This is a genomic window from Nocardiopsis sp. NPDC007018 (assembly GCF_040635075.1).
In the GTDB taxonomy this organism is placed as follows: domain Bacteria; phylum Actinomycetota; class Actinomycetes; order Streptosporangiales; family Streptosporangiaceae; genus Nocardiopsis.
On sequence record NZ_JBEYHA010000005.1, the window covers coordinates 97,248 to 123,884 of the forward strand.

At 63.7% G+C, this 26,637-nt stretch carries 18 protein-coding genes; 15 read left to right on the forward strand and 3 right to left on the reverse strand.

The window, feature by feature from the left end:
* Positions 1–143: 143 nt before the first annotated feature.
* Together ABZ635_RS04160 and ABZ635_RS04165 are read left to right on the forward strand one after the other, a co-directional pair.
* Positions 144–2,606 carry an ATP-binding protein gene (locus tag ABZ635_RS04160; RefSeq protein ID WP_357758604.1) on the forward strand — a complete coding sequence of 821 codons (2,463 nt, stop codon included), beginning with the start codon at positions 144–146 and terminating at the stop codon, positions 2,604–2,606.
* Between the two features lie 205 nt (positions 2,607–2,811).
* On the forward strand, positions 2,812–3,882 hold the full coding sequence (locus ABZ635_RS04165) for a hypothetical protein (RefSeq protein WP_357758607.1): 1,071 nt from the start codon (positions 2,812–2,814) through the stop codon (positions 3,880–3,882).
* A 41-nt stretch (positions 3,883–3,923) separates the two neighbouring features.
* Here ABZ635_RS04165 and ABZ635_RS04170 read toward each other — a convergent pair whose 3' ends face one another.
* Positions 3,924–5,696: a protein kinase gene (locus tag ABZ635_RS04170; RefSeq protein ID WP_357758609.1), complete on the reverse strand. Its 1,773-nt coding sequence runs from the start codon at positions 5,694–5,696 to the stop codon at positions 3,924–3,926.
* Positions 5,697–6,219: 523 nt separating this feature from the next.
* On the opposite strand from ABZ635_RS04170, the gene ABZ635_RS04175 reads away from it, so the two are divergent.
* Positions 6,220–6,849, forward strand: coding sequence for a hypothetical protein (locus tag ABZ635_RS04175; protein WP_357758612.1), 630 nt, complete (start codon positions 6,220–6,222; stop codon positions 6,847–6,849).
* Entirely contained in the window at positions 6,850–7,623 is a 774-nt protein-coding gene (locus ABZ635_RS04180) for a type II CAAX endopeptidase family protein (RefSeq protein WP_357758614.1), read from the forward strand. It abuts the gene before it with no gap.
* Here ABZ635_RS04180 and ABZ635_RS04185 read toward each other — a convergent pair.
* Complete coding sequence (locus ABZ635_RS04185) at positions 7,599–8,717, reverse strand: DUF418 domain-containing protein (protein ID WP_357758616.1); 1,119 nt, start codon at positions 8,715–8,717, stop codon at positions 7,599–7,601. The two genes, ABZ635_RS04180 and ABZ635_RS04185, sit on opposite strands and share 25 nt — an antisense overlap.
* A 478-nt stretch (positions 8,718–9,195) precedes the next feature.
* On the opposite strand from ABZ635_RS04185, the gene ABZ635_RS04190 reads away from it, so the two are divergent.
* The 3 genes from ABZ635_RS04190 to ABZ635_RS04200 all read left to right on the forward strand — a co-directional run bounded on the left by ABZ635_RS04190 (position 9,196) and on the right by ABZ635_RS04200 (position 12,564).
* Complete coding sequence (locus ABZ635_RS04190) at positions 9,196–10,116, forward strand: hypothetical protein (RefSeq protein WP_357758619.1); 921 nt, start codon at positions 9,196–9,198, stop codon at positions 10,114–10,116.
* A gap of 752 nt (positions 10,117–10,868) precedes the next feature.
* Complete coding sequence (locus tag ABZ635_RS04195) at positions 10,869–12,314, forward strand: hypothetical protein (RefSeq protein WP_357758622.1); 1,446 nt, start codon at positions 10,869–10,871, stop codon at positions 12,312–12,314.
* A 55-nt stretch (positions 12,315–12,369) separates the two neighbouring features.
* Positions 12,370–12,564: a hypothetical protein gene (locus tag ABZ635_RS04200; protein ID WP_357758625.1), complete on the forward strand. Its 195-nt coding sequence runs from the start codon at positions 12,370–12,372 to the stop codon at positions 12,562–12,564.
* A gap of 110 nt (positions 12,565–12,674) precedes the next feature.
* On the opposite strand, the gene ABZ635_RS04205 is transcribed toward ABZ635_RS04200, so the two are convergent.
* A complete protein-coding gene (locus tag ABZ635_RS04205; RefSeq protein WP_357758628.1) occupies positions 12,675–12,956 on the reverse strand; it encodes a hypothetical protein in 282 nt (93 codons plus the stop codon).
* A 1,390-nt stretch (positions 12,957–14,346) separates the two neighbouring features.
* Here ABZ635_RS04205 and ABZ635_RS04210 point away from each other — a divergent pair.
* The 8 genes from ABZ635_RS04210 to ABZ635_RS04245 all read left to right on the forward strand — a co-directional run bounded on the left by ABZ635_RS04210 (position 14,347) and on the right by ABZ635_RS04245 (position 26,576).
* Complete coding sequence (locus ABZ635_RS04210) at positions 14,347–15,213, forward strand: hypothetical protein (RefSeq protein WP_357758631.1); 867 nt, start codon at positions 14,347–14,349, stop codon at positions 15,211–15,213.
* A 122-nt stretch (positions 15,214–15,335) separates the two neighbouring features.
* Positions 15,336–17,729 (forward strand): hypothetical protein, encoded by a 2,394-nt coding sequence (locus ABZ635_RS04215; RefSeq protein WP_357758633.1) that lies wholly within the window; start codon positions 15,336–15,338, stop codon positions 17,727–17,729.
* Positions 17,730–20,825 carry a hypothetical protein gene (locus ABZ635_RS04220; protein WP_357758636.1) on the forward strand — a complete coding sequence of 1,032 codons (3,096 nt, stop codon included), beginning with the start codon at positions 17,730–17,732 and terminating at the stop codon, positions 20,823–20,825.
* A gap of 291 nt (positions 20,826–21,116) precedes the next feature.
* Positions 21,117–21,446 carry a hypothetical protein gene (locus tag ABZ635_RS04225; protein WP_357758639.1) on the forward strand — a complete coding sequence of 110 codons (330 nt, stop codon included), beginning with the start codon at positions 21,117–21,119 and terminating at the stop codon, positions 21,444–21,446.
* Between the two features lie 139 nt (positions 21,447–21,585).
* Positions 21,586–22,887, forward strand: a complete 1,302-nt coding sequence (locus tag ABZ635_RS04230) for a hypothetical protein (RefSeq protein ID WP_357758642.1) — start codon at positions 21,586–21,588, stop codon at positions 22,885–22,887.
* 307 nt (positions 22,888–23,194) lie between these two features.
* Positions 23,195–24,751 carry a phage tail tip lysozyme gene (locus ABZ635_RS04235; protein WP_357758645.1) on the forward strand — a complete coding sequence of 519 codons (1,557 nt, stop codon included), beginning with the start codon at positions 23,195–23,197 and terminating at the stop codon, positions 24,749–24,751.
* A gap of 86 nt (positions 24,752–24,837) precedes the next feature.
* Complete coding sequence (locus ABZ635_RS04240) at positions 24,838–25,926, forward strand: hypothetical protein (RefSeq protein WP_357758648.1); 1,089 nt, start codon at positions 24,838–24,840, stop codon at positions 25,924–25,926.
* Positions 25,926–26,576 (forward strand): hypothetical protein, encoded by a 651-nt coding sequence (locus ABZ635_RS04245; RefSeq protein WP_357758651.1) that lies wholly within the window; start codon positions 25,926–25,928, stop codon positions 26,574–26,576. The genes ABZ635_RS04240 and ABZ635_RS04245 overlap by 1 nt, the downstream gene beginning before the upstream one ends.
* Positions 26,577–26,637 lie beyond the last annotated feature (61 nt).

Below are 26,637 nucleotides of genomic sequence, written 5' to 3' on the forward strand. Positions count from 1 at the left end.
CGCGTCCGCGTCCCCGACCGGACGGCGCCCACCGGTTTCTGGCACACCGACCGCTCGGCTTCTCACCCCCCGGCCCGATGCAGCACTATGGGTGATGGCTACGGGGCGGAACCGTCAGCGCCGTCATGAGGAAGGGCTAGCAGATGACCGGTACCAGGGGCACCCGGGGCGCGACCCGCCTCGCGGTTCGCTACTTCGACGACCGCGTGCTCTTCAGCGACAACGAGGCCTGGGCCTACTTCCGGCTCCCCACGGTGTCCTACGAGTTCACGACCCCCGAGGAACGCCAGGCGCTGGCCACCAACATCACCATCGCCCTCGCCGCCATCCGCATGAACGACGCCGAGGTCCACCTGCGCGTCGCCCACCGCACCTACCCGGCCGCCCAGTGGGCGACCCGCCTCGACGAGACCGCCGACGCCGGACCCGGCTGGTACGACTACCTCGAAGAGATGTACCGGCACGTGTGGGCCAAGGACTTCTGGACCAAGGAGGTCTACCTCGGCGTGCGCATCGGGCTGCGCAACGCCGGAGCGGGCCTGGGCCTGTTCTCCCAGTTCATCGGGGCCTACCAGCGCACCGAACAGGCACTGGGGATCAACGACGACGCCATCGACGACCGCGAGCTCGCGCGCTGGACCGACCAGTCCGAGCGCCTCGGCCGCGCCCTGGCCGCCAGCTCCTTGCACGCCCGGCACGCGACCTCCGACGAGATCGCCTGGCTCATCCGGCACGCGGTCAGCGGCACCGCCGAGGAGATCCGCCCCTCCGCCACCGGCCGCCGCACCTGGGGCCGGGGCGAGATCGAACAGCTCGTGGACGGGGTCGTTCACAACGGCCGCTCCACGCTGCGCCTCGAACAACCCGCCGGCTCCACCCATGTGGCGTTCCTGTCGTTCGCCCGCTTCCCCGACCTCATGCCCTTCCCCGACGGCGAACCGTGGCTGCACCACGCCGACGCGCTCCCCTTCCCCGTCGAGATCTCCCTGCGGATGAAGCTCATCCCGCCCGCGAAGGCCTCCAAGGACGTCGGCCGCAAGCTCGCGCACGCCCGCGATATGGACGCCCACATCCGCGAGGCGGGAGTGGAGGCGCCCATCGCGCTCGCCGAACAGATCGACGCGGCCCGCATGCTGGAACACGGCATCACCAAGGAACGCCTGCCGTTCGTCTACGGATGGCACCGGCTCATGGTCTCGGCGCCCACCGAGCGCCTCCTCGGCCAGCACGTCGAGGCGGTCGTGGAGCACTACCGCGACATCGGCATCGACGTCATCAACTCCACCGGTGACCAGTTCTCCCTCTTCAACGAATCGCTGCCCGGCGACCGCATCCGCCTGAACGCCTACGCCCAGCGCCAGCCCCTGCGCACCATCGCGGGCGGCATGCCCACCGCGACCGTGGAGGTCGGCGACCGCGCCGACCACCAGGGCGGCGGCTGGGTCGGGCCCTACGTCGGGGAGACCACCGGGCGGGCCCGCTCCATCGTGCACTTCGACCCCATGGTCGCCGCGGCCCGCAACCGCCCCACCGCCATCGCCATCACCGGTGAGCCCGGCGGAGGCAAGACCACCCTGGCCCTGCTGATGATCTACCAGCTGGCCCTGCGCGGGGTCACCGTCGCCGCCATCGACCCCAAGGGCGACGCGGAATCCCTCGTGGAACTGCTCAAGCACCGCGGCCGCAAGGCCCGCGTCATGTCGCTCGGATCGGCCCAGCCCGGCCTGCTCGACCCCTTCGCCTTCGGGGACGACCTCGCCGCCAAGAAGACCATGGCCACCGAGACCCTGCGCCTGCTGCTGCCGCGCATGAGCGAGGAGCGCGAGTCCGCGATGATCCAGGCGGTCGCCACCGTCGCCAACCAGCCCCAGCCGTCCCTGGCCAAGGTGGTCGACCACCTCGTCTCCGCCGAGGACGCCGCCTCCCGCAACCTGGGCGCGGTGCTCGGCTCGATGGCCGAGATGCGGCTGGCGTCGCTGTGCTTCGACCCCCAGGGCGAGGCGCGCATCGACACGGAGGGGTGGACCACCGTCTTCACCTTGGGCGGGCTCACCCTGCCCGACTCCGGTGTCAACCGGGACGACTACTCCTACGAGCAGCGCCTGTCGGTCGCCCTGCTCTACCTCGTCTCCCAGTTCGCCCGCCGCCTGATGAACGGCCTGGACCGGCGTCTGCCCAAGGCGATCTTCCTCGACGAGGCGTGGGCGGTCACCTCCACCCCCGAAGGCGCCAAGCTCGTCCCCGAGGTGTCCCGCATGGGGCGGTCCCGCAACACCGCGCTCATCCTGGTGTCCCAGAACGCGGGCGACATGCTCAACGAACAGGTCACCAACTGCCTGTCGTCGGTGTTCGCCTTCCGGTCCAGCGAGGCCCACGAGGTGTCCGACGTGATGGCGCTGCTCGGCGTGGACGTCAACGAGGACCACATGGCGGTGCTGCGCAACCTCCGCAACGGCGAGTGCCTCTTCCGCGACCTCGACGGCAGGTCCGGCCGGATCAGCGTGGACCTGGTCTCCGAGGGGCTCCTGCGCTGGCTCGACACCAACCCCACCCGTGAGAAACCCGCTGGCGACCCCCTGGTGTCCGCAAGCGGCCGCGAGCGGTAGCTGGGGAACCGGAGCAGCTCAGCGGCGCCCGGCCGGGGCAGGGACGGACAACGGGGGACGAAGGGTACGGGGAAGTCGGGTTCGGGCGCGACGAGGATGGGGATCTAGGAGAGTACCCCGGACCTTCGGACCCGCCCCGCCCGACCCCGCCCTCCCCGCACCCCGCCCTCCCCGCACCCCGACCGACACTCACGAGGGACCGCCCATGAGTGAGGACGTCATCCGGCCGCGCCCCGTCATCGACACCGCCCTCCCCGACGACGTACGCGAGGAGCTGTACCGCCAGGCCGCCGGCCAGGAGCCCCGGCGCACACGCGACAACGGAGCCCCCACCAGCCGGGCCCTGCGCCTGCGCGAGGGCGGCGTCCAGCTGTTCGGGGTCGCCTTCACCCTCGTCCTGGCCCTGCTCACCGCCGGGTGGTACCTGGGTATGGTGATCGCCAGCATCGGGCTGGTCGCCTACGTCGGCGCACTCCTCGTACGCAGGAACACCGACCCCGTGGTGCGCGCCGCCGGAGGCGTCGTCGGCGCGGGCACCTTCGCGACCGCACCGCTGTGGCTGTTCGACCTGCTCCCGCAGGACCCGCCCGGCGGCGTCCCCTGGCTGCTGTTCGCCCTCCTGGTCGGCATGGTCACCGCCGACACGCTCACCTCCCGCGACGACCCGGACGACGAGGACCACCGTGACCGCCTGGTGACGCCGGAGGACGTCAGCGCCGCCGACCACGAACTGCTCGTGGCGGTGCAACGGACCATCGACCAGGTGACCGACGCCCGGGTCGAATTGGGCTCCTCCGACACCCTGGACACCGCCCGCGGGCTCGCGGTCCTGAGGGAAGAGGAGTGGCGGATCGCGTCCCTGCTGACCCGCCAGCGCGAACTGCGGCGGGGGTTCCTCCGGCGCTGGCAACAGGCTTCCTCCCCCCGGGTGCTCGACGTCCTGCGCCACCAGCGCGCCCACCTCGTCGCCGCGCGGGAGCACGTACGGGACCGGGTCGACCAGATCGTCGAGTACGGGCGCCTGGTGGAGGAGTCGGTCCTGGCCCACCGCGAGTGGGAACAGTGCCAGGAGGCACTCGACGCCATGGACGCCTACGCGGCGCTGCGGGCCGAGGCCTCACTGATGTCCGTGCCCTCATCCGAGGTCCGGGACCTGTCCGGCACGGCCGAGGCCGCCCGCCGGGTGCGCGACGACAGCGTCACCCGGGTGCTGGCCGCGGTCAGCGACCTCGCCGAGCTCCCCGAACCCGCGGAGGACGGCCGGGCCGGGCGTTGAGGACCGGGACACCCGGCCCGGCCGTCCTCCGGTGACCGCGGCTACCCGAGTCCGAAGTAGGCGCGTGATCGGCCAGGCAGCAGCAACAGTCCGCCGATCCCCAGCGTGTACAGCAGCATCAGCGTGTACACGACCATCAGCTCCGGCGTGTAGATGAACACCGTGAACATGCTCATCGCCAGGAACACCGCCCCGACCCCCTGCCCGATCACCACCAGGGCGAACACCAGGCGCGACCGGGTCAGCACACCGAAGACGCCGAAGGCGGAGAGCACACCCCACACCCCCAGGAACACCACGCCGCCCCACGACGTGTCCGCACCGTCGTCTCCGACCCTTCCCAACCCCACCGCGGTGAGTACGAACAGCACCAGCGCGTTGATCCCCAGCATCACCATGGCGGTGAGGACCGCGGCGGGCTTCTCCGCGTCGTCCGTCGCGGAGCCGCTCCCGGTGTGCCCCACGCCATCGAGGAATCGGGAGCCCGCGTCCGGGGCGGGACGATGGGCGGCCACGGCGTGCGGATACCCCGCTGGTGGTGGCGCGCTCCACCGCTGGGAAGGGTGCGCGCCGCTCGGCGTTCCCGACCCGCCCGGTGCGCCGAGGAGGGGGTTGGGTGTCCGGTGGGTCGGTGGCGGTGCGTGGCGCACCGGTGCGACCGTGTCATGGGTCGGGTGGGTCGGCGCGGGCCGGTGCGGATTTGGGGTCTGGTGCGTCGGGTCCGGGGTGTGGTGGAGGGGGTTCGGGGTGTGGTGGAGGGGGCTCGGGGTCTGGTGGACAGCGTCCGGGGGCCGGGGCGGCGCGACCGGGACCTGGCGGTCGGGGTTCGGAGTCACCCGGTCCGGGGCGGCGTCTCCACCGGTGTGCGGGACCGGGGTCCCGGCGTCGGGCCCCGACACCGGCGGCGCCCCCGAAGAGTCCGGTCCACCCGCCTCCGAGGGCACGGCGCGCCCCGTGTCCACGAGCGCCCGGGCCGCCGACCCCTCTCGCGCCAGGAGGTCCAGGGCCTCGGCGGGACCGGGCCGCGCCGCCACCTCCCTCGTCAACAGCGCGGAGATGAGGGCGCACAGGGCCCGGCTCCGGGGCGAGTCCGCCGCGCCGTTCCTCGACGGGCTCGGAACCGGAGCGGTCATCACCGCGCTGATCATCCCGGTGATGCTGTCGCGCCTGAAGGGAGAACGCCCTTCCAAGAGGCAGTACAGCGTCACCCCGAGGCTCCACAGGTCCGAGGCGGGCAGGGCGCGCTCACCCTCGAAGCGCTCCGGCGCCATGTACTCGGGCGAACCGATGTAGACACCGGTCTGGGTCAGGGCCGTGCCGCCGTCGACGTTCGCGATCCCGAAGTCCGTCAGGACGGTCCGGTCGTCCTCGGTGCACATGATGTTGGCGGGCTTGACGTCCCGGTGTGTGACCCCCGCCGCGTGCGCGGCCCGCAGGCCCCCGAGGAGGGCGCGCGCCGCCTCCTCGACCCGCTCGACCGGCATCGGGCCGCCGGTGTCGATCCGGCTCTGGAGCGAGGCCCCGCTGAGCAGCTCCATCACGATCCACGGGCTGTCGCCGTGGTCGAGCACGTCATGGATGGTCACCACCGAGGTGTGGCTGATCCGCGCGGTCGCCTGGGCCTCCCGCAGCGTGCGGGCGTGCGCCTCGGCCCGCTCGTCCGCGGACATCCCCTGGGGAAGCAGCACCTCCTTCACAGCGACGTCCCGCTGGAGGGCCGGGTCCCAGGCGTGCCAGACCGTTCCCATGCCGCCGCGCCCCAGCCTCCCGCGCAGCTCATAACGGCCGACGGAGGTACGCCCGGGGGTCGGCATGGGGGTGCTTCCCTTCTGAGGGGGTGGGGGAGCGGTCCGAAGACGCGGGGAGCCGACGGGACCGGCGCCGGCGGAACTCCCACTGTAAGCCTGCCCGGCACACGGCTCCCCGCCCCGACCGACGTTGACCGGTTGCGGTCACCATCGGTCGGACCCATCGGGAAAACCCTTCCGTGCGCTCCGGCGGGAACGGACGGGAAACCTTTAGAGGACAGGGTCACAAAAGGAACCTCCGCCATTCCCGAACACCCAAGAACCCGTCGGGAGAAGTCCGCGCCCAATCCCGGAGGGCGCCTGCCGGCGGCCCGGCCGCGTCGGCCCGAGGTGCCGCAGGGGACCGGACACCAGCCGGGCACCGGAAGCTAGGCTGGTCCCGGTTGCCGCCCGCCGCCCGCCGTGGTCCACCCCCGCACCGACGACCGCGCCGCGGCCGCTCCCCTGCGCGGGAGTCGACCGGAACGGCGGCGACGCCCCCACGCCCCAGCGGGCGCGACACCATCCCCGGACCGTACGGACACCACTCATGAGCGACACCATCAGCGAGACCGCCGCAACCGAAGAACCGCGCGTGGAAAGGACGGTGGCCTTCGTCGCCGACCCCGGAGCGACGACCTTCCTCCTGCGTGAGACCGTGACGCGCCTGGTGGGAAGCCTGGACCTCCAACGCGGCGTCGTGGACCTGACCACGCTGCCCGGAGTCGCCGTCGCCCTGGCCCTGGAAGGAGCGGGCGTCCCCTACGACCTGCTCGACTTCGGCCAGCTGACCCCGGGCGAGGACCCGGCCACCGAGCCCGCCCGGGTCCCAGGAGAGGACGTCACCATGGCCGACGCCCCCCGCCTGCGCGACGCGGCGGACGGGACGGTCATGGTCGACCCCGACCGCATCGCCGCGCTCGACGCCAACCTGATGCTCATCCCGACCGTGCGCGAGGACGGCGCACCCCAGGCCGAGTTCGGTATCGGAACCCTGCCCGGACTCGTCCTCGACCAGGCCGAACAGCTGGGTCTGCGCATCCTCGTCATGTGCCCGCCCGAACAGGGCGTGCGGCGCTACCAGGACGGCTCCTGGGTACGGCAGATCGTGCACGTGACCACCGAGCGGGAGGCCGCCGCGGCCAACCGCCCGGCCCCGGACGAAGCGGAGAACGCCTAGGTGGCCGCGCCCGGTACGGCCACCCCTGCCGAACGGTCGTCCTCCTGGTGGGCGATCACCGCCCAGTGCGCGGGCGGACTCGCCCTGTACGCCGCCGTCTCGCTCTCGGCGGCCCTGCTGTCGGGCTCGGCGGTGCTCGGCGCGGTCGTCTCCGGACTGGTGACCCTCGCCGTTGTCGCGCTCTGGCGCCGATGGCAGCGCGGCACCCGGACACCCCCTCCACCCTCCGTCCGGGCGCACGACCCCGGGTTCTGGGGGCTCGTCCTGTTCGGCCTGGTGCTGTGCTTCGTCGGCGGCCAGACGCTGGCCGTCTGGATTCACGCCCGCTACGGCTCCTCGGCCTTCGACTCCGTCCAGGGAGCCCAGAACGCCGTCCCGGTGCTGCTCCTACTGTTCGCGCTGGTCGTGGCGGCTCCCGCGGGCGAGGAGGCGCTCATGCGCGGCCTGGTCTACCCGCTGCTACGCCGCCGCTGGACGGTGCTCGCCTCGGCCCTGGCCAGCTCGGCGATCTTCGCCGTCCTGCACGGCAACCCGGTGCAGATCGCCGTCGCCCTCCCCCTGGGGGTACTGCTGGCGTTCGTCTACGAGCACGTGCACCGGATCTGGCCGGTCATACTCCTGCACGCGCTGTTCAACCTGGCGTCGGCCCTGGTGCCGGTATCCCTGGTCACGGCGCTGGCGACCCCGGCCGTGTTCTGCGTCGTCCTGGCGGGCGCGGCCGCCGCGATCGCTGCCGTCCACCCGGGCCGTCAACCGCGCGCGGCCGCCAGCTGACGGAGCAGCCGCTCCGCGGGCCCGCGCACCCCGTACCGCTCCGCCAACCGACACAGCAGTACGGTGACCGACCAGACGACCAGCGCGACCACCAACTGCCCGACCAGTGCCAAGGAGTCGACACCCCCCAGACGCGACACCCCGGCCGCGCACGCCAACAGCACGGTCTGCGCCAGGTAGGCGGACAGAGACCGCCTCCCGGTCGCCGTCAGCGCCCGGCCCACCACACCCGTTCCGACGCCGCGGACCGAGCCGACCAGAGCCACCAGTGCCAGACACGCGGCCCCCGCCACCAGCCCGGCCAGCCCCTGGTGCCAGGCGACCAGAACCCGGGCCCCGGCTCCGGTGCCGTCCATACCGGCCCAGACCAGCGGAGTGACCACAACAGGCACCACAAGCCCCACCAGCACCAGCACCGCGAGCGGTCCCCGGCACTCGTGCGGTCGCTCCACCGGCCCCCTCCCGGCAAGCCACGCGCCCACCAGCACACCGGGCAGCACCATCGAGGTCAGCACCGTCGCCGGCGCCACGACGACCCACAGCGCCAGGCTGGTGGCGAACCCGAGCACCCCCTCCTCGAACAACAGACCGGCGGCCGCGCCGTACCCCCGCTCCAGGGCCGACTCCGGGCCCACCGCCAGCAGGAAGAGCGTGGAAAGGGCACAGACCCCACCACCCGCCACCAGCGCGACCCGCCACCGGCGAGTGGTGACGACCCCCGCGACCAGCACCGTGACGATCCCGTAGACCCCCAGGATGTCCTGCGCGAACACCAGGGCGTGCACCCCGCCGAACGCCACCAGCCACAGGCCCCGCCCGCGCAACCGCGCGACGGCCCGCCTCCGCGCGGCCACCCGGTCGAGCCCCGCGTCCACCCCCTCCTGGACGAACCGGCGTGCGAGCACGGCCAACCCGAACCCGAGCAACAGCGAGAACAGCGGATACACGCGGGAGTCCACCGCCAGGAACAGCAGCCCGGAGACGATCCCGTCGACCGCCGCCGAAGCCGTGGGGTCCGGCGAGAACCAGTAGCGGGTGTTGGCCATCGCAATGAGGAGGAGCATCACCCCGCGCGCCAGGTCAGGTACCAGCACGCGGGTAGCGGGTGGGGCCGAGGCGGCCGGTTCCGGTCTTCGCGCCGATCCCTCTGTTCGCATGTGGGGAAGCTACTAGAGCCGGCAGGCTCCAGGGAGCCGAGGTCGGCGCCCGATTTGTCGCTTCTCTCGGTCGGTCGATGGCCTCGGCGCTACTCGGCTGATGCGATTCGACCTCGTCAACGGTGGGCCAGAGGTAACTAGGGAAAGCCGGGAGGAAGATTCCCTCTCGAAGGAGTTGTAGACGAGAGTCATGTCCGGGATAGCATGGGATTGGGCGAAATGAATCCCGAGTTCGTCTAGGGAGTTCTATGCCGGGACCAGCGTTCGGGCAAATGTGAACGTGAAACAAATCGCCAGGTACTTCGATTCTCGCCAGGGTGCTCGGCGCGGGATGACTCCTCGACGTCGCCCCCGCAGCACTCGCTGTTCAGACCTCACTCAAGCGCCATACGAGCATACGTGAAGGAAATCGGCTTTGGTTGACAAGAACCCCCATCGCGGTATCCCCGATTTCAGTAGTTCGATTTCATCGACCTGGCCCAGAAAAGTGAGGAAGCTGCTGCTGCTCGATAACGGAACTCCTGTCCGCTCCGCGAAAAGAATCGCAGAGATCTCGGTGGGTCTCGCCCGGGCCGCTTATGACGCTTCGCGCAGAGTTGGTTCTGGAAATGAGAAGATTCGAGAAAAATATGGAGAGGGCCTGAGACTTCTCAATAGGTGCACGGAGTCAGCAGGCCTGCAGGCGCAGGTGAACGCCGAAACGCGTGACATTGTGAAGAGGGACCCGAAGCTCTCACCCATCTTCAAAGAAACCGCGCATGGTGAGCTGGCTGGGTCAGCATCGGAGACGGGTGAACGCATCGTGCCTATGCAAGAGCTCACGTTGCGCCCCACAATGACCCCCGAGGCACACTATCGTGATATTTTCAAAACTCTCAGCCAAAGATTCTCGGACGTGAATAACGAGGAGGATCTCCGTAAAGTCTTTCGGGATTTCGGCAATGCGACTCGAGCCCCCAACTCCCCTCTCCGGATGGGGCTCAGGCAGGACTGGATCGGCGATGAAGTCCAGGGAGAGATATTTAGGAGATCCTTTAAGAGAGCTATCACGGAATCGCCTCCGAAGTTGGACATGTCTCCTGAGTTTGCCGCGCTCGCGCGGGTTCGCATCATGGCATTCGTGGAGGGGGAGGGCCTTCCGGGGGTGCAAGAACCGAAGTCTCACTACGGGGCGAACTCGGTTATGGAAGTCGCGCCGAAAGCTGTCCGACGGGTGGAACCCATCTTCAACAGGCGTGAGGTAGATAATCTGAGAGCATATTTGGCCGATTTGGCGAAAAATGAAGATGTGAGACATGAGGGCCGAGATTCGGAAGAGAGGGGGTTCGGTTTCTGAAGAGTCTGGGGGGTGCTCGGCCGCGATCCGTTCAGACCGATACCAGTCAGATGCCAGCGGTGCGCCGGGACGATACCGGCGAGCGGCGGCAAGTTCGTGGTCGGTGCCGGTCTTCGCCCCCATCCCTCTGCTCACATACCGGGAAGCTGGGCGGTGTACTACTCCGGAGGTCGGCGGCCAGGCAGACGAAATTCGAGGTCGGAGCCGTTGTTGCCGGCGATGGAGTTACCAGCGGGCTCCCAGGGGTGGTGCGGAAGCGTTGATGTACCGCGCCCGTGGTGTCAGGATTGGTTGTGGTGCAGTTAGCCGGGAACGTTCTGGTTCCCGATTCCAGTCAAGCCCGAGGAGTTCGAACCCCGTGACCGGCATTAACAGTCCTGTGCGCCTGCGGGCCCTGATCCTGACCACTGCCCCCTGCCCTCGCAACGTGGTGCGGTGATGAGCAACTTTGCCTGAGGGTTGGAAGATGACCGGATTTTCGATTCCCATCTAGGATTTTGAGTAGAGGATCATCCGGGTCGGGATCGATCGGCCGGGAATCTAGGCGAGATCACTTGTGATCGAAGTGAAAGCGAAAGGATGGGTCTGTGGCAAGAAGGAAAAGTAGAGTTTTGGGTGCGGAGACGCACCCCAATCCGGCGGCGGAGGAGGAAAAGAGGGGTGAGGTCTCCTCGGAAAGTCCTCCTTCGAGGGGAGGAGCTCTCGGCCGCGGGATGCGTAGGTTCAGAGAGTTCTCGGCTGCGAATAATCCCGTGCGCGGAACGAGGGATGAATTCAAGAAGAGAATCGACAAAAGGTATGAGGATGTCTTCGACAGGGTCGCGAATTCAGACATTCTCTCAGATGGAGTGACGCCTGGTCAGCAGAACGACATCATCTCCGATGTCCACCGTCGATTTGTGACGGAAATGAGCTGGACGATGGTTCTCTACAAGAACCTAATCAAGGCGAAAGACATGGTTGCGGTTGTCGGGACGACGTTCTCGACGTGGTTTTCCTCGCTGAGAAACCGACCCTATGCGGGAGCCGAACATCGAGATGTGGCGGAAGCCGTCAGGGGTAATCTCGACAGCCAGGAGCAGCTCTTGGCCCAGCGCTACGAGGGAGGTGCGGGATCTCCTGACCAGCAGACCCCGCAGCTGAGCCAGGATGAGATCGACGAGCGGCGCAGAAACCTCGAGGAGACGCAGCGGCGAGAACCGCATGTCGACGAGCCGCTGACCGTGAAGAGCGCCGCATTGCTCAAGGTGGCCATCGGCCTGAAGGCATATCGTCAAGCGAGTCAACCCGGAGCGGACCAGGACAGGATCAAGGAGCGCTACGACAGCGCACTACGCGTACTCGATGAGCGTATCCAGGACTCCGGTCTGGACCCTTCCAAGGTTGACCGCCGTATGCACGGCATTATCGCGACCGAGGCCAAGAAGTACCCCGAGTTGGATGCCATCTACAACCGCAAGAAGGTGGGGCTCCCTCCTGGAGATCCGCTCCGCGCGCGTTGGCCGAAGAGCGCCGCTGAGCACAGCGCGGAACTGAGCGAGAGCATCTACCGAGACCTCGCTGACTCTCGCAACGCGGCCGATTTCGAGAAGCGCCTCACCCAGCACATCTATGGTGCCGGGACAGCGGACTATCCTGGCTTCGTTGAATTGATCAAGGACCCCGACGCGCGAGCTCGGGCAGGGCGCAGCCGTGAAGCCACTGCTGCGATGAAGGCCGATGGAGTAAATCCGAATGACGCCTATCCTCAAGCGGTGATCGCGGCGATGGAGGCCTATACAAACCGGCATCCGGTCAAGGCGGAAAGGCTTCACGAGGTCCTACCTGAAGGCTTCACCGCGAGAGCGACGGGCGCCATGAAGGACGTCCTTTGGCTCATCAGGGAAGGCCGCTCTGAGCAGGATGCGGAGGTCGTGTCCACAGTGGAGCCCCAGGATTCCGCCACAGCACCCGAACCCGCTCTCGAAGAGCCTCCGGGTCCGATCTCGCCGGACGAGGCCGTTAACCAGAAAGAACCTCAGGGTGAGGCGCAGGAGCCCCTTCCGCAGGAGAGCGGAGGATCGTCCGATGGAAATTCCAACAAACCACAGGATCTCATTCGACACATGCAGGAATTGGCGGGCAAATCAGAGGGGGTGGCTCCTCAGGCACAGAAGCGGGGCCAGAAGGAGGATGCGGATCTGACTCCTGGAGCCTGAGTGGACGCCCGGTCGGTACGTAGTATAGAGAAGACTAACGCAGAGAGGCGCCAAAATGGAAGAGCCGAAAGAGCAGAAAGAATCCCTTGTGGATGCCCTGAATCTCAAGGAACTGCTCGGCTTCGTGCCAGGTGAGGACGATGAGCGCTGGGCTGATCTGCAAAAGCAGGTCCAGGAGCGCATCTCCCGCGAGGGAGGTATCGCGGACCCGAATCAGCCCATCGATATGGAAGGGTTCCCGGATGAATGAGATAGTGCCCTGTTTCTGGTAGTGGCGGGAGATGATCCGGTCACTCAGGTGAGGAAATGAAGGTGTGTGGAAGGGGGCCGATCACTTCCACACACCTTTCACACTGGGGCCTACCTCTCATCGAAGATGAAGAGCAGCACCAGCAAATGAGGGATGATGATGGCCGCGATCGCGAGAAGCCGTCCTCCCCAATCAATCCCTAGGGGCTCGTTGATCATCGCGATCAGATGATCGATGACGGGGTCGGCCAATTCCACTACTGGATCTGTTAATCCTGACTGGAAGATGAGCCAGAAGAGTCCCCATAGCATCGCCACAGCGATACCCACGGCTATGAGACGGCGCAGGCTGAGGGAGCGCTGGCCTCGCCTCCTGGTTCCGTTCAGGGACATCGGTTCTACCTCCCCTGTGTTCTTCTGTGTTGCACGCCACCCTATGCCCCGTGTCACCATGGATGTCGCTCCGTATTTCGGCACTCTGTGAGATGGGGAACGAACACCTCACATTTCCTGTGCTGCGAAATGACCTCCCCCCGACGACCTGAGCAGACGCAGGCTGACGGGGACAGCGTGCGCCCATGAGCGGAGGTGACAGCAAACGGCGATCGTGTGCATTGGACCGATGGGGTGCCACCCACCAGTCGGCGCGGTTCGCCGAGTTCGCTCCGGCCTGGCGGTCGATCTACACGAAGATCAGGGCTATCAAGGGTGACCTCGCAGGAGCTGAGTAGACCGGAGCCGGGCCGGGGGTACGGAAGCGAAGCCTGCTGGCGGGAAGGTAAGAGGCGTCCACGAACACCTCCTTCACCTGTGCGCACTCCACGCTGGTGATCATCGGCGAACGTGGGCGATTCGGGTCTCCGCGATCACTAAGACGGCGTCTCTCCCGGCGGCACGGTTGCGCGAAGTCTCAATGCCCATGCGCACTGTGGGGAGTCGATCCGACGGCAGCCGAGCGGCAGTAAGGCTGGTCGGGCTCCTTCGTTGGCGCACACACCTGAGCCAGGACCGCTCTTAGCAGGTCAGTGTGTCATGAGTGAAGGGTGACACGTGGCCGCTTCCGGCCAATTGGCGATCCGACGTGGTCGATGGTCCCTGCCCTACCGGTGACCTCGGGTAATGCCGAGAAGTGTCGACTGTGGCCGTGGCTGAGAGCGGAAGAGACATCCGCAAGGGGAGATAGATCCTGTCAAAATGAGAACCGCGGATACGCGAAGCGCAACTCACACCACGCAAGGCGACCTAGCCGTGTGGGTACGAGAGCGGAGAAGCAGACCCGTGAAGTTCGAGTTCGCCCCACAAACGGAGTGGGACTCACCCCCGATTACGATGTTCCCCCTGAGAGTGTGCAGCGGGAGCGGTACTCCCGCTGCCAGAGCAGACCGCTTGAGCTCGTGTATGACCCGAGGTGTGGGTGCGCGTGGACTCCCATCGACTGAGCCCGCCGAACTTCGCTCCCCTCGCCGCAGGAGCTCCCGTTCTTCCCCCAACCCCCTCCTTCTTTCCTGCTTACGCTCCTGAGTAGGGTGTCAAGGTCCACTGTCCCGAAGCCCGCGGAAGCGGGCGGTAGGAACGTCGAACACCGACGATGAGGCGCGGCACCGCCGCATCGATCGTCCGTAGTGACCATGGAGAACGGCCCCCAGTTCGCCGATCTCATCCGGGTCAGTCGACGACCCGCGCGGGAGTGGCCGAGTACTAGCGAAACTGGCGGGCGACCGTGAGCGCAGACCCCTCGTAGTAACCAAGGTGATCCCGGCTACGAGTGGAAGAGGAGTGTGGCGTGGCCAAGAGCGTCTTCAAGATCCCCACGAGTCTGGACCGGTCCTTCCTGGACCACGAGATCGCGCTGGTCGGCGGCGGATGGCAGATGCGCCCCAAGCCGACCAAGGTGATCCTGTTCTGGGCCGTTTCCCTGTTGGTCCTGTTCTGGGTCTGCACGTCGTCCTTCGTATCTGACGCTGACTGGTGGCTCATCCTCCTGGTCGTCATCTGGTGGTTGACAGCCACCGCGTTCTTCGGTCAGTACTCGAAGACCAAGGAGATGCGGTTCAGCTCTCTGCCCGCGCTCATGGAGTACGTGCCACGGTCCGCTCGCCGTGTCATTACCAGGCGTACTTCCGACCCCAGCGCCTTCTCTTCTGTGGTGGGTGTCAAAAACGTCGATGAGAGTGGCTACATCGAATGGTTTGACGGCACGGTCGGTCAGGCCTACCTGGTGGTGGGTTCCGCTTCGGTACTAGTTTTCGACGAAGACAAGAAGGCCATTCTCAACAGGGTTGACGCGTTCTGGCGCAAGGTGGACACCGACGTGGAGTACATCTGGGTCACCACCAAGGAGCCGCAACGGGTCTACCGGCAGCTCGGGAACCTGGAGCTACTCAACCGTAATCTTGAGGTCCGCGATCCTGAGCTGTTCGAGCTGTTGGATGAGCGCTATTCGATCCTCAAGGAGTACGTGGGCGGACAGTTCAACTCCATCCACCAGTATCTCGTCCTCAAGGCTGACAACCTCGAAGCGCTCAGGCGGGCGCACGCGTTGGTGAGGGCCGAGGTTGAGGGCTCCAGCCTGATGATCAAACAGGCTTCGATGCTGGGGTCGAACGACCTCTACGAGATGTTGAGAACCATCTATACCGTGTCCCGGTGATCGATCCATGGGGGCTGATGATATCGCGCATCCCGTTCCCGAGACCCAATGCCGCAGTTCCCGTGAGCCTGGCCAGGATGTCCCGCCGGACCAAGTGATTTCTGAGAGAATGAAGGGCGTTCATGAGTACCGGAGCAGGGTTTCCAGGTAGTGCTGCCGGGACCTCGCACGGGCATCTGCCCGGAGCGCTCTCCGAAGGCAACCGTGCGTCGTCGCAGGCCGACCCGAGCACTCCCGATCATCAGGAGGAGCCGTCACATGTGGCTCCTCCCCCGAGCTTCAGCACCCTTTTCCCCGATCTGGCTCAGCAAGAGCAGAAGTCCGAGGAGCGGAGCCCGGACGGTGACAAGGACCCGTATGAGGGGATGAGCGCCAAAGAACGGAAGGCCGCCGAGAAAAAGGCCCGCCAGTTGAGCGGTAATTTTGCGGACTACCCGTTTCTGCTCGCCCTCAAGCCCAAAGAACGTTACGTCTTCCGGAGTGACTACTTCCAACTTGACGACCGTTTCGCGTGTATCCTCGGCTTCTTCCACGATGACGGAGCCAGGGACGATTTCGGCGCCTTCTGGGGTATCAACCGTATCCCCGTCGGCCTGCCTGACGGCGTCACGGTGGTGGTACTCGAACAGGTCCGCCGTATGGGTGAGAAGTGGATCGAGGAAAAGGTCCGGACGGTCGAGAAACTCGATCGGATGGAGGAGGGTGAGCAGGCTCAGTCCGGAACCATGACCTCACGGCGCAAATCCGCGAAGGTCAGCGATGATATGGAGATCGTCGCCGGTGAGATCCAGGACGGTGCCAGCTATCTGCACGTACACAACCGGTTGTTGGTACGGGGACCGAGCCTGGAGGTCCTCGATGACGCCGTCGAACGTATCGGTCGGCTCTACATCGATCGATTTGGCACGCTCAAGGTCGCAGCTTATCCCGGAGAGCAGCGCCAGGAGCTGACCAACCTCTTCGGTAAGAACGAGCGCAAGCGCGGTAAGGGATTTCACTTCACCAGTGTTGAGTTTGCCGGGTCCCACTCCCTGGTCACCAACGGACTGAACGATCCGGCCGGTGAATACGTCGGTTCCATGGTCGGAGACGTGAACAACTCAGCAGTGCTCTTCAACGTCAATGACTACGAGCACCACGTGGTCGTGGCGGATGGCGGGGTCAATCCCGTACTGAATCGGGCACACATCCCGGACATGTGGGGGTCGAAGATTTCACAGTCGGCCCTGCTGGCCAACGCTCGAACCGTCCACATCATTCTCAACGGCGCGCGTATGGACGAGCTGGGCCCGCGGCTGGACCGGCTTACCGCACGGCTGGACATGAATTCCGGCGACATCAACATGTTCGAGATGTTCGGCAAGACCGAAGACGAACTCGGGATCTTTCCGGCGCACTTGGAGAAGGTTGTTCTGATGGCCGAACAGGCCTACGAAACTACCGACTCTGATCGCTCTATCATCCGCGGGTCGCTCAAGGAGACCCTCACCCAGTTCTACATCGACAAGGGCATGTGGGCCCGAAACGCGAAGCACAACCGTGACCGATTGCGTGTGGTGGGCATTCCGCACACACAGGTGCCGCGTTTGCAGGACATCGTCTCGTACTTCGACACCAAGTATCGAGCACTGGCCAATTCGACGGCCCGGGATGACGAGATGCTGCACGCCTACAACATCCTGCGTCTGGTCTTCAAGGATCTGCTGGACAACAACGGCGATCTCTTCAACACCCACACCAATGACGAGATCGATGGGGTCTCCGAAGCCCGACGTGTCCTGTACGACTTCTCCCGGCTGCTCAAGCGCGGCAAGGGTGTGGCCATGGCGCAGTTGGTGAACGTGATCGGGTTCGCCGTGGACAACCTGAGTCTGGGCGACACGGTGATCATCCACGGCGCCGAGAATATCGATGACCGTATCAAGGAGTATCTCACCGAACAGTTTTCCCACCTGTTCCTGCGCGGCGGTCGGGTGGCCTATCTGTACAACGACGTCGACAGGATGCTCGCCGACTCGAAGTTCAACCGCTTCGACGCGGCTGACTGGACGATTCTGGGACAGATGCGCGACGCGACAGTCACGGAGTACCAGCGTCAACTGCACCAGGACATCCCACCCGACCTCGAACGACTGGTGACCACCCGAGGGGAGAACCTCGCCTACCTGCGCCGTGGGCACACCAACGTCGTCTTCCACCTCGACCTGCCGCTGGGGATCAATCCAGCCCGTGCCGAACGGCGCGCACAGATCCTGGGGGCGACTCGGCCTGGTCATGAGGATGGTGTGAAGCCTGAACAGTCCTCGGCGATCGTGGCAGCCCAAGGAGAGCGAGCCGAGGAGAGGTCACAACGCGTAGCCGACCAGGGGGCCGAAGCACGATTGGACGCGGAACTAGCGGAGCAGAGGGAACGTCTCAAACCGTCTAGGAAGCGGACTCGTCACTCCACTCCCGAGAATCAGGATCAAGCGTTTCTGTCTTCAAGTAATCCCGGTCGAATGAATCGAGGCCGGTAGATGCTGGTGAGAGAGAAGGACGCGCCGATGGAGTTGATCGGGCTCTCCCGTGTGCGCCAGACGCCGGACTCAGCCGAGGCTTGTGCTCAGCCTTCCGGTACGGTCAAGGAACCGAGCAGTTTTCCTCGGAGGCTGATCTCCTGGGCACTGCTGTTGCTCCTCCCACTGATCCTATTGACGGGATCGACAGGCACCGCGCACGCTAACGAAGACGATATCGACGGGCTTTCGTTCTACCGACTCTCGTCTTCACTGACGGCACTCTTCTCCACTGCGCAGGAACCCGACAGCGCCGTCAACTTTGACGCGGGCAACGCGGAGGGTTGGAGTGAGATCCTGAGCAATCCTGCGAGCGCAGGATCGATGCTGGGATACGCCGATGAGAACTATAATCCGATCTCCGGCTGGCTCAATTCACGTGTGGCGCAATCGTCGGACAGCGTGGGCTACAATACTCTACTCGGAGTTCATGAAGGTGACGACGGGGCTCGAAATTACGCCCTCTTTGGGGCAACTCTGAACGGTCTGGGGCTCGATAGCACCAGTACTGGACTGTCCATCGCCTTTATGAATATGTTCGCCGGCGGTATCATTCTGTTCCTGTATACTGCGATGGCATTCTTGGACCTCCTGTGGTCGTGGATCATCTCATTTTTGATTTTCATCAATCCCTTCAAGCTCTTCTATTGGGCAGTGAATGGGCTGAACCCTCAATTCGCTGACGGGATGGTGGGAGGCGAACCGCCCGAAGGGTTCCTCGGGGAAATTTCGCAGTGGTTTGGTGAGTGGTATCTCGTCCTGGTGAACATATCCTGGACGGTCATGGTGCCGCTCTTCGTTGCTACCTTCCTTCTGGGAATCATGATGTTCCAGAAGTTGAATAAAGGAGGGGTATTCAAGAAGCTTGTCATCCGATTGCTCTTTCTGGTTCTGGGACTCCCTCTTCTCGGATCCATGTATACGGGGATGCTCAATGCTATGGAGGTTGCAACTGAAGGGCAGACGAGCGGGGGGACTCGTGTTGTGCTCTCAACCTTCGTGGATTTCGAACGATGGGCAACGGATCAACGGCTGCGAATCCCCGATCAGTCTCATGGGGTATTCATTGAGTGGAACCACTACTCGAGTTCCCCTTCCGGTCGGTCTCAGACCAGCGTTCGGGATCTCGCACTTCTCATCAACGCTCAAGTCCTGAAAATGGAGGGAGAGTTAGTTCCTCAGGGATCCGATGCGGACGAGATCTGGGGCGGGACCGCCCTGGGCGGGGAGGAGCCTGATCTTAGCGAAGCAAAGTATGAAGAGATCTCGGACATGCTGAAACGCTACATGAGGAACTCTCATGTTCTGGGATCTTCATTCGAGACCGAGGCTAAGTCCACTTTGCGAGAGTCCTCGACTAGTTGCCAGCCCGACGCGGAAGGCAATGTGCCCGAGAACTGCAGCAATGAACGCACTTGGTTCGAAGAGTACATTGGAGATCCGGAAGATGTCGTCAAAACCGAGGGCAATCTGATTCCCGTTGAAGAAAACCCTTTGCTCGCCGTCGCTCCGGGAACCGGACTCGTGGCTTATAGTGATCGAGGAACGGACAACGTTAGCTTCTCTACCCAGGGTGATGATGTTCAAGACTGTGGCCTGAACCTAAGCGCCAGGGGTAGCCCGAGGCCTTGCAATCTCTCCCCCATGGCCATGTACAACTATCTGAATACTGACTTCGGGGAAACCTCCTATACCGCATACTCTTCAGGTAAGACCACGAGTGAAGCGACTAGGTCGATTCACAACTCCGTGAATCTGGTGGGAAGCGGGCTGATGAGCCTTGTCTACTGGCTTCATGCAGTGGTGGTGCTGGGTGCCTTTGTGGTCATCGGTTACGGATACGCCTTCGCCATGATTATGGGAAATCTCCGGCGAAGCTTCCAGTTGATCACGGCTGTGCCCTTTGCGACGCTGGGTGTGATCTCTGGTATTACAAAGGTCATCGTCTACACGATCGCCTTGCTCATGGAAGTCGTCATCACCTTGTTCCTGTACATGTTTGTACAGGAGTTCTTGCTCAGCATTCCGTCGATTATTCAGGCCCCGTTCGTCGAACTCCTTGACAGTAACGAGATGCAAGAAGCCGCGTTCCTTGCCTTTTTGGCGAGCGGAGGCTTCATCATGATGATCATCACGTCAGTCTCGATCCTCGTGATCATCTTGCTCACCGTTATGGCGATGCGTCTGAGGAAGACCATGGTGAAGGCCGTGGAGGATGCCAGCAGCAAACTTGTTGAGAAGTTCACCGGCGAGTCGGGTGGTGCGGGAGGTGGTGGGGCTCCAGGCGCAACCGGTGGGAGGCTGCCGGGTGGTGCCTCTCCGGGGATGAAGGGTGGAGGCGCTAGCCGGACCATGAGCGGCGGTGCCGCGAAGGGTGGAAGTGGGGCGAGCGCCGGCGGTACCAGTGGCGGACCTGCCTCCTCGAACAGCACGGTTACCGGAGACGTTGACACGGACGGCACTTTGGAGGGCCCGGGCGGTTCATCCGCTGGTGATGATCATTCGGGCTCAGGTCTCGGCTCCAATGGAGAAGATCGAGAAGCCGACGGACAGGCTCAACTCGGTAGACGGGTGGAATCCGAAGGTCTTTCCGATGACCCCTCGGAGGCGTTGGCCAAGTCCGTGGACGACTCCGCTCAACGCTACGCCGACGCCGACAAGAGTCGAGCGGGTGCCGCGGTGGAGGGAACCAAGGCAGTGGGCAACGCTGCTGCGGGGACTGTGCGTGGTATGAGCGGAGATAGCAAGGGAGCTCTGGAGCACGGACGTAAGGCCGTGATGCAGGCTGATAAGGCCAACCGTATGAACGCCGCGGCCAATAGGGCTTCGCAACAGGCGGGGCAGTCGTCCCTCGACAGCGGGAAGACCAGTGCCAGTCACGAAGCGCAGAGCGGCCGGGGCCACAAGGTTTCGCAGGGGGGAAGAACCCTGCCCAATGCAACGAGTTCACCCGGCGGTGGTACCGGTGGGAGTACGGGATCAGGTGCAGGGGCGAAGAAGCCGGGACCAGGCAGGGCCTCAGCACCTAAGCCCACCAAGAAGCGACGTCTGTGGTGATCGAAGGCCTGGAACCTGTCACGAATGGCGTCGACGGATCTACGCTGTCTCGCTCGGGGGGAGGACGAAAACTAGATCTTGAAGGTACTCGTAACCCTGCTCAAGGAAGAGTAGACAAACTTGCCGGCGGCAACTCGCCGCCGTTAGAATCTGCTTCCGACAACCTGTATCGGTATCTGTATTCGAACCCCAAGTGCTGGGCCCCTCACCAGTGCTCCAGGCCTGTGAGATCTAGCCGCCGCCCCCCGCAAGTCGTATCAGGCCAGGACCAGAGGACAAGGACAAGCAAACATGAACATGACCCATCTCCCTTCAGCGTCATGGGACCTTCTCTCCTTCCTGCAAAGCGCTACCAGTTATGTACAGGGCGCAGGCGGAGCTCTGCTCGTGCTTATGGGAACCGCAGGCGTCGTCTGGGGCGGGGTCCTGCTCATCAAGAAACTCATGGCCTCCCAGCAGGACCAGACCAGTTGGGTCAAGATCATCGCATTGATCCTTATCGGCGGTGCGCTCATGGTCGGCGGGTTCAACTTGATTTCCAGTATCGCCGCAGGTGGTAAGACCACCATTGAGGATTTGGGTGGTGGCATGATCGTTCTCGGGATCGATCAACTGAGATAAGCCGCCGTACATCAACACCCTTTAGCACGGTCGTGTATCGATAGGTACTGGTGAGGGTCGGCGGCGCTATGGCCGTCGACCCTTTGTGTATTCCACAGCGCCAACTTATGATCGAGTCATATGTCGGGAGTACGTCATCATGAGCCTGAAGGAATCTATAACGACGTATGCTGCGAAAATGAAGCTGGGCCCCCATCATGCCATCGAGCGTTTTGGGGTCATCACCACCTGTTTCGCCGTCACTTTTGCCGTGCTCCTGGTCGGTACCATCGCCTCCGCCACCGTGAACAACAGATCCCGGATGGATGAGACAGCTCTCTACACGACTTCGTTCACCACGTCCAGAACCGAACTCTCAGGTGATGTCTCGGGGATCTACAGGAACAGTGCTGGAACCCGAGCCTTGGTTTTGATGAGCTTCCGCAATGCGGACGCAGGATCGTTCTCAGCGGACGCGGCGAACTACCAGGCTTTTCTCACCGGGTCCTCTGAGCGGCTCGATACCCAGGCGCTCAACACGAATATCACGGGATCGATCGTCTCCTTCGGATCATCTGGCTACCTGGGGGTGGTGCTCGACTCCGACGCACCATTCACTCAGCAGATCATGAGTCTGACCGTGCGGGCCAACAGCGAGCTGGTCTACAAGGAAGGCACCGGTCGTGAACTGCGTGAGGATTTGCAGGATGACGGCTCGTTCGCTGAATTCGACCAGTGGCGGCTCTTTCTCAATCCTGGTGCCTCCGGTATCGAAGAGGCGAGTTCCCTGGAAGCCAGCCGGATCAGCCCTACTTCCCTGTATTACGAGCTCGTGGTGGCCGAACAGGAAGAAGAAATTCGTGCGGCAATGGATGAGCAGCTGCTGGAGATGCGTGCGGTACTTGCTCGCGTCAGCGAGTATGAGAGCGAAATGGGTCGGGTGAACGTCGACGGTGTCTTCATCGAGCCGCCAGAGATTCCGATTCAACTTGCAGGGGACGCGGTCACAGGACAGCCAGCGGAGGGTGATTCAGATTCGACTCTAAAGCTGAACGCTGGCTGGGTGCATCCGCGCGGATACGACTTCGATTGGCGCTTGGGCACGGTTGAAGAGGGCTATTTGGAGGGGATCATGCCTGATGGGCAGAGTTCCTATATCACTTTCCTTAACGAAAAGGCCCAATCTGACACTCAGGGTGATCATCAGTTCTCCGCGAACGACATCGACTGGAGCTTGACTGATGGCAGTGACCTCAGGGAGTACGGGCGCTCGAGCCAGGCGATGCAACCTTTGAACGACATCATGAATAACACCACGCAGGCTTATCAGGATTATTTCCGTTTGAAGACCGCCTACCAGGTCGACTCCTACAGCGAGCTTTTGGAGTTGGAGGTGGCTTTGCGCGGAGTTGATTCTGCCGGGTCGGTCAACTCTGATGAGGAGGTCCTGCTGACCTACTGATGTAAGACACCTCGTGAGCAGCCCCGGCAACTCAGACGATGTGAAAGGGAAAGGTGAGGATGCTATGACAGGAATAGGCGGTGGAGCTGGAGGAGCGCAGCCACCGGTGCCGGGAGCAGGTGACTCGGGCGGGGTGAGCAAGGCGATTCCCGGTCTCGAAGGAGCTGTCGGGGGCGGGGCCGGTGCTGCTGGGGAGGGTGTGGGAGCGGGACCTGGGAAGGTGCCCGGCAGTGAGCCAGGTGAAAGTCCTTCTGGTTTGGGGGCGGGGGGGACTTCCACGGCTCGTAAGGGTGGGTCCGAGGACAGCATGAAGGGTGTGGGAAAGGGCGCGGCGGCGGTCGCTGCTGTGCCCGCTGCGGGCATCGCCGCCCAGCTCATGGTCTTCGCGATGTTCCTCAGTTGGCTCAAGGCCATGATGGCTGCCGCAGTTGCCATGGCGGCGAACCTGATGAGCATGATCATGGCGGCGATTATGACGGCGGTGAACGCCGTGGTCAGCGCGGTCATGGCCGTGGGGGCCGGGGTCGCTGCGGTCGTCGGCGGAGCGATCAGCGCGACGACCGGAGCTGTGGCCGCGGTGGGCATGTCGCTCCTGGCCCTGGTGGGCATAGGCGCGGGTGCGGTGGCTGCCAGCGGGAATACCACGGCCCAGCGTGACGGACTGCCTCCCGACTGCCGCCCGGAAGCGGAGGCCACCATCCGTGAGATCGACGACAGCGTCGAGGACGACGTTGACAAGAGGATGGAGGAGTCCGCTGAGCAGGTATACGCGTTCCTCGCTGGACTCGGAATGCCTGACGAGAATATTGCCGGTATTCTTGGGAACTTCCACAAGGAATCCCGGATGGATCCGACTATGGTCGAATTCATCGGGGGCGAGAGTTTTGGGATCGATTCGACAAAGAGGGATGCGGAGGAGAAAAACTTCAAGCTCTCCGAGCTCGAAGATAATGACTATCCAGAGGGTAGTGGTGTTGACCTTCTCGGTATCGGGTTGGGGCAGTGGAGCAATACTCGAAATACGAAGTTGCGGGACTACGCTGAGGAGACCGGCGGTGAATGGCATGAGTTTGAAACTCAGATGCAGTTCTTGATTTCTGGTGATGATGCCCAGTACGTCAGTATTGTCGACCAGTTCATCAATGATTCATCGCCCTCAGTGAGCGCGTCCACCGAAACGTGGTTGAAGAAGTGGGAGATCGCTGGCGACATGGGGTCGGCGGAAATCAGCGAGCGAGAAGGCTATGCTTCGATGTGGTTTTCGAAGATGGGAGATTGGGAAGCTGACGTAGAGCTCGCTGACTCCATCATTGAGCAGGCCGAAGCCAACCTGGGTGAAGCCAACCAGAATCGCCGTGATGCCGTCATTGCTCAGTGCCGAACTGTTGCTGAAGGTGCGAGCGGGAGTGTCTTCAGTGCGGGTGACCTGATCGAGTGCGGGAATCTGCAGATTCATGAAGTGACGTGCGAACTGCATGAACGCCTTCATGAAGAGTTCGGTGGATTCTATGACCACGCTGGAGGTTTTCGTGAATTTTCGGGGGGTGCGATGGATAATCACAATACGGGGGAGGCCATTGACTATATGCTGATTCCGCCTGGAATCGAAAACGATGCGGACAGAATCCCGACGCCCGAGATGAAGAGGACAGGGGACGTTGTTGCCGCATGGCTCGTTGAGAATCACGAGGAATATCAGATCAAGGGTGTTGTGTGGAATCACCGCATTTGGAGCCTGAGGCAGAATCAGGGTATGTCTGGAGCGTGGGACGACGTGAGCGTTCACGCTAAAGACCGGGGTAGTAACACACAGAATCACATCGATCATGTCCATGTTTCTGCTGGCCCTTCGCCCTTCATGTGACTCGTTGTGCGGGGGCGGGTCGCGGTTCTGTCGGGTGGGGCTCTTGTGGACTGAGGTGATCGGATTGATGGGAATGGAGGTCCGCGGTGTCGGCCGAAGAACATGAGGAACACGAAGCTCGTGCCCTGCGGCCGTCAGAAGATTCCGCCCCGACGGATGAGAGCCGTGGAACAGACAGGAAGCGCTGGCACCAGCTGAGCCGCGAGGAGGTGATGGAACGCCTCGAGAACTACCAGGCCAAACAACGTGCCAACCGTAGAAGGTTGACCGGGGACGATGTGCAGGAGTTGCTGCGTGAGCGTCGCGCCCTGAGAGGCCAGCGGAGGCGGGAACGCAGGGAACGACGTGAGAGTGGCCGTTCGTCACAGCGGGATGTGGCGCGGACCGTGCGGCTCAGCCTGAGCGGAGCGCTTCTCGTCGGTGCGGTCGGAACGGGCGCATTGGCGGCTTCCAGTACGGACTCGAGTGAGGGGCAGTCCCAGCGCAACGAGCACACCATAGCCCTCCTCAAGGGTGAGATCCGCGCGATGGAGTCCGATACCTGGGACGAACAGGATGCCTCGGCTCTGGTGAGCCAGATGGAAGGGGCAGTAGAACAGGCTCGGGAGAAGGGTGAGCAGGTCGTCGAGGCGCAGAACACCTACCAGGAGCTTCTTTTCGACCTGAATGACACGGAACGGCCTGAGCCCGGTGGTCGACAGGGGGACCCGGAAGGGGTCTACGCCCCGATGGACGACCTGCGCAAGGAACTGGTGGACCTCTTCGACGAATCTGCGCGCATCGTCGAGAACGAGGACCTGTACTACCCCGACGCACACACGATCTACGGGCCGAGGGAGATCGATGTGCTCGCCCCTTGGTACGTCCGCTTGGAAGAGGACGGGATCACGTACTCCGAGCCGTCGCTGAACTCGTGGGAACTGGTTTCGGCCGCCCCGCGTCAGGAATCTCCCGACAGCATCGACGTGGGCTGGCTCAATCGTGACGCCGTCAGCGGTGAAGTGCTCTCATGGGCCAAGGCCAACTACAACGTCCAGACCGGTATGTTCCACAGCGTCTATGTCGGAGTGACCACGATCGGTGAGCGTCCCGCCGGCGACACGGGCCCGGATGCGGGCACAGATGGCGACGAGGGCGCGGACACGGATTCCGACACGGACGCGCAGGAGATCTGATGGGGTTCTTACGACGTAACGCCCTGCCCCTCGCCGCAGCGGCGTTCCTCATGGTGACGGCCGGCTCCTTCGCCGCCACGAGGGGAGCCCAGGAGGCCTCCCGCTTCGAACAGGAGCAGGAGATCTCCGCCTTGGAGGAGCGCCTCGCCGAACTCGAAGCGGAGAGAGATGAGAGGGGTCATCTCGCTGCTGACGAGGTGTTCGGCACCAACTCGGCACGCTTGGAGGCCGACCAGGAGCTCATCGGTGCTGTGCTGGACACCGCGCTGACATGGGAGAGCCACGCCGAGTACGAACAGGCGCGTGCCGCGATGGTGAATGTCTATGGTCTTCCGGAAGACTCGGCGTTCATGACCGCCTTTCTCCCCCAGGCTCCGTTCAACGTTGACCGGGAGGGTAACGAGTACGCGCTCATCGACCTTCTCGGGCTTGACTCGCAAGTGAGCGATTTCCGTTCCCTCCTCATGACAGTACACGGAACCGAGTACTCCTATCTGGTGTTTGTCGACGTACGGACCACTTCCGACGACGGTGAGGGCGGTGCCAACAGTACGTCGACGGTCCTGCTGACCACGGACGGCGATGGTGGAGTGACCGAGGTCGAGGGATACGCTGCCACCTCTCCCATGCGCCAGTCCGGACCCAACTGAACTGTTTCGGTCGGATGTGGAATCGTTCGCGTCCGATCAGCGCCGCGTCGGTGTGGGAACA